The following is a 16567-nucleotide window of genomic DNA, read 5'->3' as shown; positions in this document are numbered from 1 at the left end:
CTGCCGTGAATCTCGCCAGCGAAGCCGCCATCGCCACCAAGATCCAGCGGATGGCGCAGCGGGTGCGCTGGGGCCATCCCGAGTTCGCGCGGCAGGGCATCGATCCCTGCCGCCTGGCGATCGCAGGCGATCCGGGCGGTGCGGAGGCCTTCAGCTTCCTGGTGCTCGGCGACAGCGGCAGCGGCCGCCGCCGCCGCTGTCGCCCCCAGCGCCAGGTGGCCGAGCAGCTCCTCGCCCACGGCAGAGACGCCCGCTTCCTGCTGCACACCGGCGATGTGGTCTACCTGGTGGGCTCCAGCGAGCAGTACCCCGAGAACTTCATCCAGCCCTACCGCGAGTGGATCGTGGGCGGCGACGACTGGCGGAGCCTGCGCTACGACCGCCTCGTGTTCCGGTTGCCGTTCCTCGCCGTGCCCGGCAACCACGACTACTACGACCTGCCCCTGCCGCTTGGCCTGCTGGCGGGCCTCACCGGCCCGCCGCGCCGCCTGCTGCGTTCCTGGATCGACCTCGATGTGGGCTGGCACGGCTCCTTCGTGGGGCAGGCCTGGAGCCGTGCCTTCCTCGACGTGCTCGCCGCCGTGCCCGAGCCGCAGCTGGCCGAGCACCTGCGCCGCACCCGCAGCGCCAGCCTCAACGGCCGGCACTGTCTGCTCTGCCGCCCCGGCGCCTTCACCCGCCTGCCGAACCGCTATTACGCGGTCCGCTGGGCCGGGGTCGACATCTTCGCGCTCGACTCCAACACCTTCAACCAGCCCCTGCCGCCCGGGGTCGACGTGGAGCGGCACGATCCCGGGGTGCTGCGGGCGCGCCGCAGCCACCTCGACGCCAGGCGCGCCACCCTGCTGCGCTCCCTGGCCGATCCCCGCCCCCCGATGACGACGGGCCCGACGACGACCTGCTCGATGACCGCCTCGCGGAGGCCGAGCAGCTCGACGAGCAGATCCGCGACATCGACAAGCGCCTCGCCAGCGGTGCCGCCGCCCGGGCCGGTGAGCCGCCGCCGCTCGACCGTGAACAGCTCGACTGGTTCGCGGACGCCCTGGTGGAGTCGTGGCGCGATCCGGCCGTGCGCGGCCGCCTGCTGGTGCTGCATCACCCGCCGGTGGTGACCGAGGCCAGCAAGTGGGACCAGGGCCAGACCCTGGCGGTGCGCCACCAGCTGCGCGGCACCCTCGACCGGGTGGCGGCGGCGCTGGGGGATCGGCCCGCCGGCCGCCCCCTGCTCGATCTGGCCTTCGCCGGCCATGCCCACTGCCTGGAGGCGCTGCGGGTGGGCGCCACAGGGCATGGTGATGCCCAGATCCCCTGGCTGATCTGCGGCGGCAGTGGCTACAGCCTGCGGCGCCAACGCCGGCAAGGCCCGGTGCTGCTTGAGGGGCCGCCCGGCGCCGAACGGGAGCTGGCGCGCTCACGGCTGTTTCTGGGTCGCAGCGGCCGCGGCTCAGGCCTGCGCCGTTCCTACTCCGCCCTGCGCGTGGACGTGGCGGCCGGCACACCCCTGCGCCTCACGCTCACACCGCTGGTGGCGGAGCGGGCCGGGGGCCAGTGGCGGTGCTACCGGCTGCCGCCATTCGCGCCCTGACTGGGTGGACCCACGCTTTGGGCCAGTCATCCGCAAACAGCACGGCTGAGCGCACCAGCNTTGCTGCGGATGAGAGTTCATCAGACCAGTGCTTGCCTCGCCTGCTCCTGCTCAGGGCGCGGCGTCCGCTCCACTGGGGATGCTGATCCAGCTGATGCGGTGCTGCTTCAAGCCGGCCTGGATCTGGTCCCATCGCTCCTTCTGGTCAGGAACTCCGCGCAGGGCCAATTCATAGAGCATGTCCATGCAGAAGCGGCCGCGGAAGTAGCCGCCATGGCTGTCGATCTGGCCGATGCCCAGGGGGGCCAGCAGCATCAGCACCAGGGTGGCGGCGTAGTTGAGGGGCCGCAGCAGGGCGTTGCCGGCGGTGAAGGCACTGAGATGGCGGCCTTGATCGGTGTAGTCGGTGCAGTCGATCACATCGAGCGGGTAGTCGATCCATTGAGGACAGCGGAAGGGCTGCTCGGACAGCGGTCTGGCCTGCAGCACCCCGTGCAGTTCGAGATCCCTCAGATCCGAGGAACGCCAGCCATAGCCATCGGTCCGGCCCCGCCCGCTGATGCTCAGGTTGCCGAGCCGATAGCCGCCGATGCGGGTGCCGGAGGGAAACACGAAGTAGTTGGCCAGGGTGGAGGCCAGCCGCAGCACCATGTCGGCGTCGTTGACGAACAGGAAGGTGTTGCGGAAGCGGCGCAGACAGCTGGCCAGGTAGTTGGAGCGGCCTGTGGTGATGGCCCACACCGGGATGTCGGCGGCCACCAGGATCAATCGCTCGAGCATGAACAGCTCGCCGATGCCGGCCAGCTGGCGCCGAATCTCGTCGCGCTCCTCCTCGCTGGCGGCGCGGGGCAGCTGGGGCCGGCGAACGGGCCCGTCAGTGGGTTGTCTTCCCAGAGGTGGCGGTCGGCGCCGGCGTCGAACACATTGCTGAGCACGCGGATCAGCGCAGTGGTCAGGAAGGTGCCCATGCTGTGCCCCAGGAAGCTGAGGCTGACCCGCCCTGCATCGCTCTGCTTCAGACGGGTGATGGAGCCGGTGTGGCTGGAGATGTCCCGCACCAGGTGATGGAGTGCCCGGATCATCTCCACCGCGTCGAACACGCCGAAGCTGCCGGCCCGATCGCGGTCTCGGAAGTACACCACCACCCGCAGCAGCGTCAGGGTGATGCCGATGCCCAGCAGCAGCAGGCCCAGCGCGGCAGCCACACCATTCGCGGCGATGCTGAGAACGCCGCCCAGCACGAACAGCAGCAGCAGACCCACCGGCATGGCCCGGATCCAGCGCAGGGGCCGCCGGCGCCGATTCGCTCGGAAGGCCAGGCGTAATCCACGAACAGCACGTAGTCGTCCGGGGGATCCGTGGCCATCCGCTGGGCGTCACGCTGGAACTTGCGCTCGGCCGCGGCGTAGTCGTTCTTCACGCTGTTCAACGGCACGTTGTAGCCGTGGATCCGCACCACCAGCCGCAGGGACTGGTTGCCGGTGCCGGCACCCGGTGTGCGGAAGAATTGATCGAGATGCCGGCGCAGCTCCAGCACACGTTCAGCGCTGCGCTCCAGGTCGTCGGGCTCCATGTCGCTGCGGTAGGGCAGCTCCGCCTCCAGCGGCGCGGTGCTGCTGATCAGCATGTGGCTGAAGCAGGGGCTGCCGCCTAGGGGGTAGGCGTTGTAACGCAGCACGGCAAGCTGGCCTGGAGTGGTCACCTGGCTTGCCATGGGTCATCCCTGGGCTCTGTCACCCCTTTGCTAGCCAGTCTTTTCTGGGCTGGCTAGGTGTCATCGGACCTGGGAACACGTGCGAGGTCCTTCTCAGGCCGGCCATGGATGAGCCGAACTCGAGCCCCTGAGGGATGCCCCAATCCCATGCCCAGCACCTGCTGAGGTGCCTGTGGAACGATCACCAGCAAATCGCTCAACTACCGGATCGAGGCAAGCAAGAAGGTCAAGGCTCTGCTGTCCCGTTCCTGGCTGCCAAGGGCCACTCCAAGGTCAGTTCCAGCTTCCGCTTGGCTGTTGCCGAGCTCTTCCTGGAGAAGGGTTGGGCACAGGCGCCCTTGTTTCGGCTTGGATCCACGCCTCCAACATCTCCAGTCGGCGCTTGGGGCTCGAGACCAGAAAGCGTTGCGGCAGCAGCCACTTGCCACTCCGGGAGCGAAACCAACCTGGACCAATCGTGCGGTGAAGCGAGTCCTGATTGTCGGGATTACCAACCACCGACACCAGCTGTCCGGCGGCATCGGGAATCTGATCCGTACGCGCAATGGAGAGCCGCATGGGGCCGGCAAGATCGCTCCATGTGAAGGCCGCAGCTGGGGGTGATGACGGGATTCTGGCAAAGCCGAATTGGTTCAGGGAAACCGCGAAAGGGGTTTTCAGAGTTGTCAACTGGCGGCGCGAGCCATTTGGCATTACCAATACAAAGCTATAGTTTGTTGATGGCAATAGCCGGAAGCCTTTGTGTGCATGGGTGTCGATATAATAATAGGCGTAGCGGTTGTAATATATCCCTTCCCTGGCCCTGAATTGCATCCTGGTTCCATTGACCTCGATGTGGGTCTCATCCTGTTCAATAACCGTGCCATCACGATTCGCCAGCTCGGCACGAAGCTGTCGCGGGAGTAGTCGGCCGTGCTTTGTTGCTCAAGCTGAATCGTTACGACGAGGTCATTGAGATTTTTGGGCAGCGCAGGGCTGGTGCGTGTACAGCCAGCGCTTGCCAGTGAAAGGGTGGCAATGGATAGGGCTGTTCGTTTCCACATGCCACCGATCTGTCGTTGAGACTTGCCACCATTATCTGCACGCCTATGGCTCCTTGAGGGCCGAGTGCACTCCTGATGATCCACACGACGGGCCGTTATGAAGCAAACGACTTGCAAGCCTGGCGAAAGGATCTCCAGCTTGATGCCCCGACCTGGTTGTTTCGCGTGCTGCTGGATGCCATGGGCCCCTTTTGGGGCTATTGAGCTGAACGCTCAAGCTCAGAAGCGGGCAGGGCTTTGATATACCATAAGCCACCTCCTGCTCCCGCATTCTGAATCTGGATGTTAGGCGGCTCTGAATCGTGAGTCATATCGCCCTGAACACACCTCTGTAGAGGCGAATCTGACGCTCTCGAAGACTGCGAGCCGCATTATCAGCTTTCTCGGCAAGGTCATTGACGTAGACTGACAGACTCACTGGCGCCTGCGTGACAGCTTCTGGACCTCCACTGGCAGGTAGCGTCAAAGATTCTTCGCTCACGTCTGCAAAGTAAATGGCTTCGAATCCGCTTCTTGTAAGCAGAGCGCCAAATTCTTCAGCGGCAATGAGTTAGTTGTCCGTGGAAACGGTCGCCCAAGGCAGGGGAAACTAAGAGGAAGCAGTTTCCCCTGCGACCATTTCCTGGAATGCAAATCGGCCACCAGGCTTCAGGACTCGGTTGATTTCCTCATAAAGTCTCTGCTTGTCTGCTATGTTCATGCCGATATTCTGCATCCAGATAACATCAAACGAGTTGTCCGAGAATGGAATGTCGAGGGCGCTGCCAACGTTAACTTCGATGAGCTCCTCGAGGCCCGTGAGCCGGTTCAGCAATTTGGCTGCGACGCAATAGTCTTGCGACATATCGATGCACTCAACATGGCTGCCTGGCAAGGCAGCCAGCATCCTGCGGGTCCCGCCAGTCCAGCACCGAGATCAAGAATGCGGTCATCGATCCGAATCTGTGCCAAGTCCCTTAAGAGAAGTGAAGCGCGAAATCCTCCGGTGTGAAAGTGATCAAGCGCCGCGAGCTGCGTGGGAAACAAGCGTTTCTCGGGGTTCAGCCCGGCAGTTCGTAATGCAGCCAGAATTCGGCTTTCAATCTCGGTTGCCGAATAGTGCGTTTCTAGGCTTTTCACTGAGGTCTCCGAGGTTATGCTTGTTGTATTTTATGGGCATCCACGCTTTGTAGCCTAATCAAACATTGGGTTGACCTGAAAGCCCCGCTGCCGTGGACTTCGACAGCTGTGTGCCACGGAGCGCCCAACTGCAGAGGAGGATGGAAGCATTGATTATGCATAGCTTTTGATCTGTGCCCAAGTCTTAGGGAATCTCTGGGCAACAGGGGTTTTAGAAGCAACTGAGGTCCATCTCTCGCCCGGTTGGCCTCTGGTTTGACTCAAAAGCCTCCCTGTCGACGCGCTGCCTCTTTGTCTCCACGCCTTTGGGTGCTGTCGGAGGCCCGATTAGGCCCTACAGGCACTCCACAAGCCGTTCATATCGCCGAAAGCAACAGCCGCCGCGCCAGGAACAGATTCGTCAGCGCAGCAATCACGTTGACCTTGCAGCGATTCTTGGCCATTCCTCGCAGTCGGGTCTTCTGGAATCCGAACTGCTGCTTGATCACGCGAAATGGGTGCTCGACCTTGGCGCGGATGTGCGCTTTGGCCGCCTCGATCAGATCCTGCAGTCTGCCCTCTGCAGTGTCAGGCAATGCCCGGCGTTTGCCTGGTCGCATCGCCACGTGAAACGTCGTTGTCTTGCTCGCCATCTCGTGTCTCTTGGCAATGCCTTGGTAGCCGGCATCGCCGTAAACCACCCTCTCATCACCATGCAGCAGCTCAGCAGCTGGGGTGAGATCGTGAACGTTGGCAGCCGTTGTGACGACTGAGTGGATCAGGCCTGAGTCCTTGTCGACTCCGATATGGACTTTCATCCCGTGATACCACTGGTTGCCCTTCTTGGTCTGGTGCATCTCAGGATCCCGCTTCCCCTCTTTGTTCTTGGTGGAACTGGGAGCGGCGATCAAGGTGGCATCCACGATCGTGCCCTGGCGCATCGTCATACCCCGCGCACTGAGGTGGGCTTTGACGGTCTCAAAGATCTGCTCGCCGAGCTCATGCTTCTCCAGCAGGTGGCGAAAGGTCAGGATCGTGGTCTCATCAGGGATCCGGTCGCTGACCAGATCGATGCCGGCAAAGCGGCGCATGGTGGGCACCTCGATCAGGGCCTCTTCCATGGCGGGATCGCTGAGGGAGTACCACTGCTGCAGCAGATGGATGCGCAGCATCGTCATCAGTGGGTACGGAGGTCTCCCACCCTTCTTGCTGGTTTTGGGGTAATGCGGTTCGATCAGCGCGATGAGGGCATCCCAGGGCACAACGACCTCCATCTCCGCAAGGAACTTCTCGCGCTTGGTCTGCTTCTTGGCGGTTGCCTGCTCGTAGTCAGAGAAGCCAAGTTGCTTGCCGCCCATCAATCCAGCCCTAGCCTGCATTCACAGGCCAATTCTCGCCTGGACTGCCCTGGTTTCCCAGAGTCTCCCTAGTGAAGAAGCCAAGCTGGCTCTCTTCCAGATAGCCATACATCCGTTTGACGATAGGCCCAGCGGATAGCCAGGCAAAAAACAACTCTCCACCTAAATCCACCACCATCCTTGGGTCATGACCGCCCTCATCCAGTAGATCCTTTGCGTATCTGATCGATTGCGCATCGACTGGAATGGCAGCGATATCACAATCTTGACCATGGTTGGATGCTGATACCATCTCGCGGTATCTTCATCAGCACTTCCTAGGTGAAGCTCGTAGCTGGCAACACTTAGAGCTTCTCCGCTTAGGCATAGAACAGAATACCTGCAAGAATCGGGCACTGCACAACTTGAATGCTTGGGCTGCCCTGTTAATGGCTCACGACCAGAGAACACGTGCCAATTCGATACTAGATACCACTGGTCGCTCCATTTCATGAAAAACCCAGTAGCAGTTCCGATATTTCTGCCTACTGCAAGTAGTTCTAGGCGAACGATATTCTGGTTTAAGAAGTTAGACGTTAGAGCCATTTCCTTTGGCAAATCGAATAAAATTGAGTAATCAGACAAGAATGCTAGGTTGCGATTATGGCCATGGCGCCTGCCCGGTGATTGCATGGGCTTTCAGCTTAACTGCGTCATCTATATTGTCGCCTAAAAGCAACAAAACTTCTTGGCTGTCTCCACCTGTGCTTTGGTTATTTTAGATCTTGTTCCATGGGCAATAGAGTTCCTCGTCTCTAGATAGCTCTTCAGCCTACTTTTGACGGACTCGTTGGAGCAGTTCTGCCAGCTTATTGTATCCATCAAGTCGTAAATTCCAATTCCTGCAAACATCTTATTGATTACGTCAACATGGGGATTGGCCGTATTATTCCCAACCAGTTTTATTGTTTTTTGCTGGATTAGCGGCGCGACCACTTAACACAATGAGTCCTGTCTCATTGTGCAGTTCATCAATATATCCTTGAAAGTGAGAGGTGGAGAGAATGAAAGCTGCTCTATTAAGTGCATCCACCTGCCTTGGTCTCCCGCGGCCTGGATTGGTTACCAAGGCATTTAGGGCAGCTGTTGGAGAGCCAGCTGGAGCATTGGCAATGCGACTGGCTTTGGAAATCTGGACAATTGCTGTATGCGCATTTAGGAGCTGTTCAATATCTTGGAATCGATTAGCTAGATTTCCTCTGGCTGCTGAGGGCATTCATCTCATTATGGCTGTGGTCAAGCCTAACGCTGGCCATCACCTGCCCGCAGAGAGCTATGGATGTATGTTCTCAGTGGGCGTAGTGATTCGGCGGTGGCGGGTCAGGTGCATGGCCGTGTTAGAGAGTGGCAGCGTTGTCGGGAACAAGCAGGGGCAGGATCCTCGCTGTCACCATCGCCAACACATCAGCCGAAGCACGCTCAATCAGCTTCGCCTTCCTGGCGCGCCAGTCAAGGCTTTTCAGCTGATCGGCGAGAACGACACCGACCACACCACTACCCTCGGGCAAGGCCACTTCAAAGGGATAGCCCTTGACGCGTGATGTCACTGGACAGAACAAGGCCAAGCCAACCTTCGCGTTGTAGGCCCTCGGCGAGATCACTAAAGCAGGTCGCCTTCCAGCCTGCTCACCACCCGTCTGCGGTGTGAATTCAAGCCAGACCAGGTCGCCCCGTTCAGGAACATACGCAGCAGTCACTAGAACATCTCCGCACCGACGGCTGAACCCGTATCGATAGAGGAATGGAGGTTCTCTTCTGATACGTCTGCCAACAGATCATCGAGGCTGAGGCGAGCAGGAACAGAAGGCTTCACGACAAGCTCGCCATCCTTGGCACTCAAGCTCACTTCAGTGCCAGCACCGAGGCCAACCTCCTCAGCAAGGCCACGCGGGATCCGCACCCCGAGGCTGTTCCCCCATTTCTGGACGCGCGTCTGCACAGCAACCCGGCGGCTATACAGAGAGTATACCCGTTCTGGGTGGCAGCCGCTTCGCCCCCATCTCTCTAACGCTGGCCATCACCTGCCCGCAGAGAGCCATATATGAAGGTTTTCAGAGGGCGCAGTGACTCTGCGGTGGCGGGTCAGGTGTATGGCATGTTAGGTAGCCTCTTCATCGAAGTAGTCACTGTCAATTTTGGGAATACGCAAAACACGAGCATTGACCCCAATCTCATGGTCGATCATTAAACCTGCGAGCCGAAGGCCGTCAACAAGAACGATACCTTCAACAGAGCGGGCAAACTCTACTGCTTGAGCAGTGTAAGAAGATGTTGTGATAAACACTCCTTTTCTGGCTTTATGCCCTGCAAGTGCCCCGTAAAAAGCCTGAAGATCTGGCCTGCCAACACTGCTCTGCCAACGTTTTGCTTGAACATACACCTTCTCCAACCCAAGCCTATCAAGAGAAATCACCCCATCAATGCCCCCATCACCTGCACCGCCAACCCTCTGAAGATCTGCTCGGCTTATGCCATACCCCATAGCATGAAGAAGATCTAACACTATGGACTCGAAGAATGAAGGAGATACATTTCCGAGAAGCTCAAGTAACTCTGATTCTGTTGTCTGTCTGATCTCGCGAAGGGCCTCACCAAGTCGATCATCAGGCTAGCAACAGTTGACGAAATAAGGGAAGGCACTGCCTGCTCTTGCTCGGCTTTATCACCATTCGTTGGTTCTGGCTTGAGCCTGACACCGATAAATCCCATCGCCAACTGGGTTGACGTCTGTGATGAGAAAGGTTCTGGATGTGACGCTACAAAATCAAGTCCCTCCTTAGTATCTTCCATGTTCCTCGCCGTGGGCTGCTTGACAAGCCTGCACGTTTTAGTCTGTCGTGGGCCCACCCTGCTCGATTCTTGTAGATAAGCTGAGCACCGCTTGGTAAGAGCTCTTGCCTGTCTTCGTCGGATACGCAAAGAACATCTGCAGCCGCTTCATGAGCGTCTTTGGCGGATACACCCTCTGGATGAGCAGCCAGATACCTGAGCACCGGCTCAATGAACAGATCGTATGTGGGGACAGCCATGGTTTCATGGTAACGGCCGCTGGCTTGCTGGACTACCTAACGCTCAAGATCAGCGGCGGGCGAGGGCTCTGTCCCCTCATTATTCATAATTGGATCCCGGCCGCTGGATCTTGTTGTTAGGCTTCGCCTTCAAGGGTGCCATGGTGGAGTGCCAACAAGTGATTCAATGTGGCTACGGACTCTTTCGTCAGTCTTAGAGACAAGACGCTCTACGTGTGACAAGTAGTCAGTGCCCCAATCCTTATAGACGGTTTCGTCATGAGTTAGTCTATGCGCGATATTACCTCAGACAGTAATGTAGTTATCCAGCTTTTCAGATGCTTGCTGGGAACTCATTCTCTGCCATGACCAAGAGCCTGACAGATTTGCCAATCCAAGCAACTCATTATACAAGCCGTTGACCTGGGCTGTTTTGGGGGTGTTTAACGTGTCAAGCCATTTTGTTTTCACCGCATCTCTGTGATCGGTTAAGACTTGCTTCCAGCCTTCGCCAGCAAGTCGCCAGATCTGAGTATGGTCGAGACTTTCTCGTAGTGACTTGGATGCAAGAGTTCTAACTCTTGCCGGGAAGTTGTCTGGCTCTGAAGCGTTGGCGAGAAGAAAGTCATAGGCCTCAAGGCATGCATCTTCGACATAGGACTCCCAGCATGCTGTTATGAATACAATTGCAGCCCGATTGATGACATCTACTCCATGCTTTCGACCAGCGCCTTGACCTGCGACCTCTTGGTGGATCCCCCAAAGCTGATCGATGTCTCCTCTCTGTTGGTCAAAACGATCTTTTGCTTGTGACACCATCGCATGCCCCAAAAGCCTGTCTGCGTGAAAGCCTAACGCTGGCCATCACCTGGCCGCAGAGAGCTGCTGGTTCGGGACCTCGTTGGGCTTGGGGGAATTGAAGGGGGCGGGTCAGGTGCATGGCCGTGTTAGCCAGGCCTCTACACAGCGAACATCGCCTGAAGAACACCCAGCAACTCATTCAGCGTAGTCTCCGACAGACTCCCCAATCGCTTGACGAGACGGTCCCTATCCACAGCTCTCAGCTGATCAGCCACAACATGACCGTCTTTGCCATCAAACCTGCAACGTACACGAAAGGGGTATGGATGTCCGCCAGTTGTGAGCGGTGCAATAATGAAAGTGCAAAGGTTAGAATTTAGCTCGTCCGGCGACACTACAACACATGGCCTCGTCTTCCTGATTTCAGATCCTCGCGTGGGATTCAACGCGACAAGGAAGATATCGCCTCTTGAGACTTGTTCATCAGTCACCATGACCACTCTTCATCATCAAACCTAGTGGCGCTCATCTCATCGAGAAGTCCCTCCGGCTCGAAAGACGCTGCCGCTACTGCCCAGCCAGCCCTCGGATGAGCCGATGGCCTGATGGTCAGAACCCTGGAGCTGCCTCGATCTCGACTTCGTCTGCCAACCCCGCAACCTCAAGCAGCGGCTTGGCGAGGCGTATCCCTCTCGAGTTGCCGATTTTGACCAGCTTCGCTCGAACCACGACCACACCCGCCAGACGTGCTCACATTGTAGCCACGTTGGGAGCCACCGCGCATCCCTTGCTCTGGCTAACGCTGCCCCTGAGTGGCAGGCAGAGACCTTGGGTTGGGAAAGCAGAGTGTTGCTGGTGGCCTGTCCACTCGAGGGGCTTGTTAGATGCCAGTCCCTATTCACTCAAGTTATGACATCAACTAGTTATGCCGAAAACTCATGGTGTGCCTGCTCCCACATGCTCAAGGGCTCTGTCGACCTGTGCTTCGAGCTCAAAGGGATCATCTGTTTCCACCTCACGGCTCAGTACATCACTAGCAAGCCGAAAGTCTGTTTCGATTCGACGGTCGCCTAAAGGAATCGCAACTCTTGGTCTTGGAGAAAATGATTCAGTAATGCTATCCGACCATAGTGGAACCTGATCTTTCAGCGCTCCTATCCTGACGCCCAAGTACAGAGCCTTCGCTTCATCCGCACTGCATCCGCCAGCCCTGCATGCGTGGTAGAACATTCTATCTGCAGCACGACGAGCATTGAAGTCTTTCTTTGCTTCATCACATGCCTTGTCGTGGACAATGCTAGCCCTCCTGTAGTCGCCTGTGTATGGCGAGCCAATAAGCGCCCATAAAGCTTTGGGTATCGAAGCACCATCTATCGAGTAGCCTTTAGGAGCATCCCAGACTTTCCTTCGGGATCAGTAAACGTGAAGGCCTCTTCGAGAAGCATCTTTCTATCTGGTTTGTCTTCCGTGAGCCATCTAGTTAGTGGCTCCCCAGAGAAGACTCCATGATCCTGGGTCATGTCAGTTAAGGCGGTCAAGCACTAAGCGAACCCTACTCATGCCGCCAGAGATTCAATCAGCGCAACCCTGACACTTTATCTTCTGTTACCGTGCATCTAACGCTGGCCATCACCTGCCCGCAGGGGCTGACGCGTCAGTACATCCCAGAGGGCAGTGAATCTGTGGGAGCGGGTCAGGTGGATGGCCGTGTTAGGCATACCCATGGATGTGGTAAGCTCTAGATTCAACTGGCTGGTGCTGTTAACGGGGAAACCCGGGAGACGGGGCAACCCGGAAGAGTGGTTCGATTCCCTCCCAGTTAATTACTAGATGACTGCTTCACTAAATCTAAGATAGCCGGATCATTCGATTTCAAGTCCTTGATTATTCTGGCTGACGAGATGGCAGCAGGATCTAGATTCTTTGCGTCTATGAAGTTTGCCGAACGCAAATCAGCATTTTTAAGCTTTAACCCCTTGCAGTCCACGCCACGGAAATTAGCGCTCTTAAGGCTTGCACTTGTAAAGTCGGCACCTTGAATCTGACAGCTACGTAAATCAATACCGTCTAACTTCGCGCCATGAAACTTGGCGCGTCTAAGGCTGCAGTGGCAAAATTCAACATGGTTCAACTTGGCGCCAGCGAAGATAGCCGCGTCACATTCGCAATGCTCGAACCGAACATCAACTAGCAGGCTGTCAGCAAAGACAACTGCATGGCAATTGCTTCTCTTCAGTATGATATCGGCAACTTTGAGATTATTGAGTTGCATCTCAGATAGATGCAGATCTCGTATTCCTAGGGACAGCAGTCTTCGAATCGTCCCTAGGACTCGGTAGGAAGCATCGGGCGCTCGATACGATTGCAAGTCAGATAGCATCTCTTCAAGTCGCTTCCTCTCATTCTGCCGATTACGCCGTTGATCGAAGTAGAATAGCAGGGAGCCAATGAAGACCAAGTCGAGAACTGTTCCATGAGCCTCAACAAGCACATTCTCGAAGAACGACTTTGAGTAAAGCCCCCCACGTTGTATTCGGAAGCACATGCGATGACATCCATCCCCAGTTGCCTGTTATAAGTATAAGGATTATTGTGAGTAAGAAGAGAACTCCTGTTGTATGACTCATTGAAGAAAGATTAAGTGTGGGAGGTCTGAGGTTAAATCTATTTAACTACCGAAGGCAATAGTTATGCCATAAACCTTGAGAGCGTAGAGCCTAACGCTGGCCATCACCTGCCCGCAGAGAGACATAGGTCAAGATGGTCAGAGGGCAAGTAAAATCTGAGGTGGCGGCTCAGGTGCATGGGCGGGTTAGTTTGCGGAAGTCAGCTTTTGGAGGAGCTCCGCCACCTCCGCCTGCAAGACAATCAGATCTGAGTACACAATGCCGAAGACTGAATCATCATCTATCGCCCCATAGTCATGAGCCAGCAGATTTCTGAAATCAACGATCGCCCTCGAATTTGAGATTGAGGCGAAGAGCCTTGCATCAAGATCGCCGATCCGACGCAATGCCGCGCCAATAATGATGAATTCACGCTCGACAGACGATCTGATAGACCGAGTGTTGCGATAATCCTCAATGGATACGCCACGCATGACATCGGCAATGGCAGCAGAAGCATCCAAGATATCCTGCAAGTAGGCAGTGAGATCACGCGGCATAGATGAGCTTCTTGGTGCGATCAATCTCATTTGCAATAACCTTATTCTTGACCGCTCCACGCATTACTAAATCAACATCAGCTTGGAAGATCCGCCGGAAAGCCTCGCGTGCATCAAGGTAAGCGTGAAACTTCTTGGTAACCTCAATTGGACCAAATTCGACAAGGAGGTCGATGTCGCTGTCTCCAGGCCTGAAGTCATCTCTTATTGCCGAGCCAAAAATAAAGAGCCGCTCGATGCCATATTCCCTGCAAGCGGCCGCAATCTCGTCCTGCTGTTCGTCAACAGAGATCGTCATGGTCGAATGCCTCCCACGGCCACCCTAGCCAAAGAACGCGTTTACTACCAGTGGTGGCCCTCCAGCCCTCCCGCCACGTCAAACTAATGCCAAGATCAGCGGCGGGCAGGAGGTGGGGCGAGATACAGAAAACCAGACTACCGTCCGCTGAATCTTGATGTTGGATTGCACTAATTAAGGAAACTCTGGATAACCCGGCCAATCCACGCGACAATGTCTCTGTGATCGCTGGGCATGGCTGGTTTTCATGGGCGGCAAGCAGCTCGGATTCGGTGATTACGAGCAGACCACCGCGAGGAAACGCACCAAGAGGGAGCATTTTCTGGGCCAGATGCAGGCAGTTGTGCCCTGGAAGGCGCTGATCGATCTGATTGAGCCCTACTACCCCAAGACTGGTTCCAAAGGCGGCCGCCCTCCCTACCCGTTGGAAATCATGCTGCGGATTCACCTGATGCAGCAGTGGTACGACCTCAGTGATCCAGCAATGGAGGATGCGCTGATCGAGGTCCCGACGATGCGTCGTTTTGCGGGCATCAACCTGATCAGCGACAGGATCCCGGATGAAACCACGATCCTCAGCTTCCGCCATCTATTGGAGAAGCACGATCTCGGCAAGCAGATCTTTGAGACGGTGAAAGCCCACCTCAAGGCCAACGGCATGGCCATGAAGCAGGGCACGATCATCGACGCACCCTGATCGCAGCCCCCAGTTCCGCAAAGAACAAGAAGGGCGAGAGAGATCCCGAGATGCACCAGACCAAGAAGGGGAACCAGTGGTATTTCGGGATGAAGGTCCACATCGGTGTGGACAAGGACAACGGCTTGATCCACTCAATCGAACGACCTCTGCCAATGTGCATGACCTGACCCCGGCCGCAGAGCTGCTGCATGGACAGGAGACGATGGTCTACGCCGATTCCGGCTACCAGGGGATTGAGAAGAGAGAAGAGATGAAAAGCAAGGCTATCGGCTTCCGCGTCGCTATGCGGCCGGGGAAGCGGCGTGCTCTACCCGATACACCGGAAGGGAGGCTGGATGATCTGATCGAAACCGCCAAGGCTCACATCCGCGCCAAAGGTGAGCACCCATTCCGCGTGATCAAGCGCCAATTCGGCTTTCAGAAGACCCGCCTGCGCGGCATGCTCAAGAATGGCTGCAAGGTCAACGTGCTGGCAGCCCTCGCGAACCTATTCATGGCTCGTCATCTGTTGCTATGCAAGACGTGATTATGGGAGAGGTGTGCCTGCCAGGGGCAGCATTGCTCGGAATTGGACGAGATCAGGCCGGAAAAAGTACCAGAATCTGGCTGAATGACGCTTGATCAGCCCTAAAAACTGTTTACAACAAGCAAATTGACGCTCAAGCCGCTCTATGCGGGCTTGTTGCTCAGAGCATCCTTAGTTCTTGACCAGTTCTTTATGCGTGTCCATTCAACCCTTGCTTCGCTTAATGTGTAGCGACCTAATCCTCTTCCATAGACACCAATTCGCACTGATATCTGTTTACCTCCTCGTCCACTTGGGAAACGCATTCTTCCCTCAAAGGATTTGCCACCACCTGCTTTAGTTGGTTCAATAACTAAGAACAGTGAGTCACCGACAGACTTATTCTGTCTACGATCCCCTGGTTGAAGTGAACGAATTTGAGCATCATTTAAATTCATAGGTTAAACTCCTTAAATATTAGATAAGTTATTTGCAACAAAAATGCGTTCATGTTGATTAGATCAGTGTAAACGCAAATAGTGAGCGATCTAGTTATTTGTATTATAATCGCTTCTCGCAAAGTTGGTACGCTAAGCGCTTCCCCCTGCATTGACCTAAAATTATCCCTTGCTTCCGCAGAATTGCAATATTATGTGCCACTTGCGAGACTGGCACCCTTTTTACCGCAGCCATTTAGCGCCTTTTCTCTTCCTCGCTTGCCCCGGAGCTCTTTTCCCAGCAATGCGTTGTAGGTCTCAATTTCTATGCCGCTAGTCAGAATCTAAGTCGTAGGGAGTGCTTGAAGATATTTCGGGAAATGCACCCTGGGCGCCAATCCAACAACACCAACCCATTCCAACAACACATCTCCCAAATCCCACAACACATCCCACAACACAGGACCGAGACCTCATGGCACCACCAAGAGCTTATTAAGACTTGTGAACGCGTCAAATTGCCCGCCCCAACAGCGAAGTGGGACTTTCCAGAACCCGCTGGTACCTGTTCAAAACGGAGAGGGTGGGATTCGAACCCACGGACGGTTGCCCGTCAAACGATTTCGAGTCGTTCGCTTTCGACCACTCAGCCACCTCTCCAGGCGATGACCCGCAGGCCACCTCAGGCGTCACTTTAGGGAGCGGTCATCCCAGGGCCCGCTGGAGCGATCCGCTGGAGCCACTGGCCCGCCAGCCCGTGGGGGAGCCGGGCTGCAGCTCTCCGCTCTGCCAGACGGGCTGCCGCACGGCGCGGG

20 protein-coding genes, 1 tRNA gene and 3 pseudogenes are annotated in these 16567 nt (G+C 56.6%); 3 read left to right on the top strand and 21 right to left on the bottom strand.

From position 1 onward, the window contains the following. Positions 1 to 5 precede the first annotated feature (5 nt). Together SYNGFB01_RS01465 and SYNGFB01_RS15105 are read left to right on the top strand one after the other, a co-directional pair. On the top strand, positions 6 to 1112 hold the full coding sequence (locus tag SYNGFB01_RS01465) for a metallophosphoesterase (RefSeq protein WP_235299851.1): 1107 nt from the start codon (positions 6 to 8) through the stop codon (positions 1110 to 1112). Continuing rightward, positions 1070 to 1585, top strand: coding sequence for a hypothetical protein (locus tag SYNGFB01_RS15105; RefSeq protein ID WP_235299850.1), 516 nt, complete (start codon positions 1070 to 1072; stop codon positions 1583 to 1585). The genes SYNGFB01_RS01465 and SYNGFB01_RS15105 overlap by 43 nt, the downstream gene beginning before the upstream one ends. A 111-nt stretch (positions 1586 to 1696) precedes the next feature. On the opposite strand, the gene SYNGFB01_RS01460 is transcribed toward SYNGFB01_RS15105, so the two are convergent. The 19 genes and pseudogenes from SYNGFB01_RS01460 to SYNGFB01_RS01410 all read right to left on the bottom strand — a co-directional run bounded on the left by SYNGFB01_RS01460 (position 1697) and on the right by SYNGFB01_RS01410 (position 14110). After that, complete coding sequence (locus SYNGFB01_RS01460) at positions 1697 to 2365, bottom strand: hypothetical protein (protein WP_048016631.1); 669 nt, start codon at positions 2363 to 2365, stop codon at positions 1697 to 1699. Continuing rightward, positions 2350 to 2790, bottom strand: coding sequence for a hypothetical protein (locus SYNGFB01_RS01455; protein ID WP_048016630.1), 441 nt, complete (start codon positions 2788 to 2790; stop codon positions 2350 to 2352). The genes SYNGFB01_RS01460 and SYNGFB01_RS01455 overlap by 16 nt, the downstream gene beginning before the upstream one ends. After that, entirely contained in the window at positions 2742 to 3299 is a 558-nt protein-coding gene (locus tag SYNGFB01_RS01450) for a hypothetical protein (RefSeq protein WP_048016629.1), read from the bottom strand. The genes SYNGFB01_RS01455 and SYNGFB01_RS01450 overlap by 49 nt, the downstream gene beginning before the upstream one ends. 273 nt (positions 3300 to 3572) lie before the next feature. Further along, positions 3573 to 4112, bottom strand: a complete 540-nt coding sequence (locus tag SYNGFB01_RS13965; protein WP_152669464.1) for a hypothetical protein — start codon at positions 4110 to 4112, stop codon at positions 3573 to 3575. Between the two features lie 819 nt (positions 4113 to 4931). Further along, a pseudogene (locus tag SYNGFB01_RS01445) lies at positions 4932 to 5237 on the bottom strand (class I SAM-dependent methyltransferase); the annotation flags it as partial. A gap of 580 nt (positions 5238 to 5817) precedes the next feature. Then, positions 5818 to 6798, bottom strand: coding sequence for an IS5 family transposase (locus SYNGFB01_RS01440; RefSeq protein WP_048016627.1), 981 nt, complete (start codon positions 6796 to 6798; stop codon positions 5818 to 5820). Between the two features lie 10 nt (positions 6799 to 6808). After that, entirely contained in the window at positions 6809 to 7090 is a 282-nt protein-coding gene (locus SYNGFB01_RS13960) for a hypothetical protein (RefSeq protein WP_152669463.1), read from the bottom strand. A gap of 416 nt (positions 7091 to 7506) precedes the next feature. Continuing rightward, positions 7507 to 7773, bottom strand: coding sequence for a HEPN domain-containing protein (locus tag SYNGFB01_RS16070; protein WP_161795828.1), 267 nt, complete (start codon positions 7771 to 7773; stop codon positions 7507 to 7509). Beyond that, positions 7724 to 8053: a hypothetical protein gene (locus tag SYNGFB01_RS14755; protein WP_152669462.1), complete on the bottom strand. Its 330-nt coding sequence runs from the start codon at positions 8051 to 8053 to the stop codon at positions 7724 to 7726. Before SYNGFB01_RS14755 ends, SYNGFB01_RS16070 begins: the two co-directional genes overlap by 50 nt. A 121-nt stretch (positions 8054 to 8174) precedes the next feature. Next, entirely contained in the window at positions 8175 to 8534 is a 360-nt protein-coding gene (mazF, locus tag SYNGFB01_RS01435; protein ID WP_048016626.1) for an endoribonuclease MazF, read from the bottom strand. Beyond that, on the bottom strand, positions 8534 to 8776 hold the full coding sequence (locus SYNGFB01_RS12825; protein ID WP_072061512.1) for an AbrB/MazE/SpoVT family DNA-binding domain-containing protein: 243 nt from the start codon (positions 8774 to 8776) through the stop codon (positions 8534 to 8536). The genes mazF and SYNGFB01_RS12825 overlap by 1 nt, the downstream gene beginning before the upstream one ends. Positions 8777 to 8935: 159 nt before the next feature. After that, positions 8936 to 9412, bottom strand: a complete 477-nt coding sequence (locus SYNGFB01_RS16005; protein WP_304413508.1) for a restriction endonuclease — start codon at positions 9410 to 9412, stop codon at positions 8936 to 8938. A 181-nt stretch (positions 9413 to 9593) separates the two neighbouring features. Continuing rightward, positions 9594 to 9866, bottom strand: a complete 273-nt coding sequence (locus tag SYNGFB01_RS16065; protein ID WP_082325796.1) for a winged helix-turn-helix domain-containing protein — start codon at positions 9864 to 9866, stop codon at positions 9594 to 9596. Positions 9867 to 10151: 285 nt separating this feature from the next. Continuing rightward, entirely contained in the window at positions 10152 to 10661 is a 510-nt protein-coding gene (locus SYNGFB01_RS13950) for a HEPN domain-containing protein (RefSeq protein WP_152669461.1), read from the bottom strand. A 143-nt stretch (positions 10662 to 10804) separates the two neighbouring features. Beyond that, on the bottom strand, positions 10805 to 11140 hold the full coding sequence (locus SYNGFB01_RS01425; protein WP_048016648.1) for a type II toxin-antitoxin system PemK/MazF family toxin: 336 nt from the start codon (positions 11138 to 11140) through the stop codon (positions 10805 to 10807). Positions 11141 to 11582: 442 nt separating this feature from the next. Continuing rightward, a pseudogene (locus SYNGFB01_RS16060) lies at positions 11583 to 12038 on the bottom strand (DUF1353 domain-containing protein); the annotation flags it as partial. A 427-nt stretch (positions 12039 to 12465) separates the two neighbouring features. Beyond that, positions 12466 to 12918, bottom strand: coding sequence for a pentapeptide repeat-containing protein (locus SYNGFB01_RS14470; protein WP_072061510.1), 453 nt, complete (start codon positions 12916 to 12918; stop codon positions 12466 to 12468). A 540-nt stretch (positions 12919 to 13458) separates the two neighbouring features. Then, positions 13459 to 13812 carry a DUF86 domain-containing protein gene (locus SYNGFB01_RS01415; protein WP_048016625.1) on the bottom strand — a complete coding sequence of 118 codons (354 nt, stop codon included), beginning with the start codon at positions 13810 to 13812 and terminating at the stop codon, positions 13459 to 13461. After that, complete coding sequence (locus SYNGFB01_RS01410; protein ID WP_048016624.1) at positions 13802 to 14110, bottom strand: nucleotidyltransferase family protein; 309 nt, start codon at positions 14108 to 14110, stop codon at positions 13802 to 13804. The genes SYNGFB01_RS01415 and SYNGFB01_RS01410 overlap by 11 nt, the downstream gene beginning before the upstream one ends. Positions 14111 to 14357: 247 nt before the next feature. Here SYNGFB01_RS01410 and SYNGFB01_RS01405 point away from each other — a divergent pair. Beyond that, positions 14358 to 15336: pseudogene (locus SYNGFB01_RS01405) on the top strand (IS5 family transposase). Positions 15337 to 15479: 143 nt separating this feature from the next. On the opposite strand, the gene SYNGFB01_RS16055 reads toward SYNGFB01_RS01405, so the two are convergent. Together SYNGFB01_RS16055 and SYNGFB01_RS01400 are read right to left on the bottom strand one after the other, a co-directional pair. Further along, a complete protein-coding gene (locus tag SYNGFB01_RS16055; RefSeq protein ID WP_072061509.1) occupies positions 15480 to 15773 on the bottom strand; it encodes an Arm DNA-binding domain-containing protein in 294 nt (97 codons plus the stop codon). Between the two features lie 554 nt (positions 15774 to 16327). Then, a tRNA-Ser gene (locus SYNGFB01_RS01400) sits at positions 16328 to 16412 on the bottom strand. Between the last annotated feature and the right edge of the window lie 155 nt (positions 16413 to 16567).

It is taken from the genome of Synechococcus sp. GFB01 (genome assembly GCF_001039265.1).
In the GTDB taxonomy this organism is placed as follows: Bacteria; Cyanobacteriota; Cyanobacteriia; order PCC-6307; family Cyanobiaceae; genus NIES-981.
Note: the sequence above shows the minus strand (reverse complement) of the source record. Positions and strands in the feature narration are given on the sequence as shown.

Coding starts and splice junctions, on each gene's coding strand:
- SYNGFB01_RS01460 (WP_048016631.1), bottom strand. CDS start 2,365: ATGCTCGAGCGATTGATCCTGGTGGCCGCCGACATCCCGGTGTGGGCC.
- SYNGFB01_RS01450 (WP_048016629.1), bottom strand. CDS start 3,299: ATGGCAAGCCAGGTGACCACTCCAGGCCAGCTTGCCGTGCTGCGTTAC.
- SYNGFB01_RS13965 (WP_152669464.1), bottom strand. CDS start 4,112: ATGCAATTCAGGGCCAGGGAAGGGATATATTACAACCGCTACGCCTAT.
- SYNGFB01_RS01440 (WP_048016627.1), bottom strand. CDS start 6,798: ATGGGCGGCAAGCAACTTGGCTTCTCTGACTACGAGCAGGCAACCGCC.
- SYNGFB01_RS13960 (WP_152669463.1), bottom strand. CDS start 7,090: ATGGTATCAGCATCCAACCATGGTCAAGATTGTGATATCGCTGCCATT.
- SYNGFB01_RS14755 (WP_152669462.1), bottom strand. CDS start 8,053: ATGCCCTCAGCAGCCAGAGGAAATCTAGCTAATCGATTCCAAGATATT.
- SYNGFB01_RS16065 (WP_082325796.1), bottom strand. CDS start 9,866: ATGGCTGTCCCCACATACGATCTGTTCATTGAGCCGGTGCTCAGGTAT.
- SYNGFB01_RS01425 (WP_048016648.1), bottom strand. CDS start 11,140: ATGGTGACTGATGAACAAGTCTCAAGAGGCGATATCTTCCTTGTCGCG.
- SYNGFB01_RS14470 (WP_072061510.1), bottom strand. CDS start 12,918: ATGCAACTCAATAATCTCAAAGTTGCCGATATCATACTGAAGAGAAGC.
- SYNGFB01_RS01415 (WP_048016625.1), bottom strand. CDS start 13,812: ATGCCGCGTGATCTCACTGCCTACTTGCAGGATATCTTGGATGCTTCT.
- SYNGFB01_RS01410 (WP_048016624.1), bottom strand. CDS start 14,110: ATGACGATCTCTGTTGACGAACAGCAGGACGAGATTGCGGCCGCTTGC.
- SYNGFB01_RS16055 (WP_072061509.1), bottom strand. CDS start 15,773: ATGAATTTAAATGATGCTCAAATTCGTTCACTTCAACCAGGGGATCGT.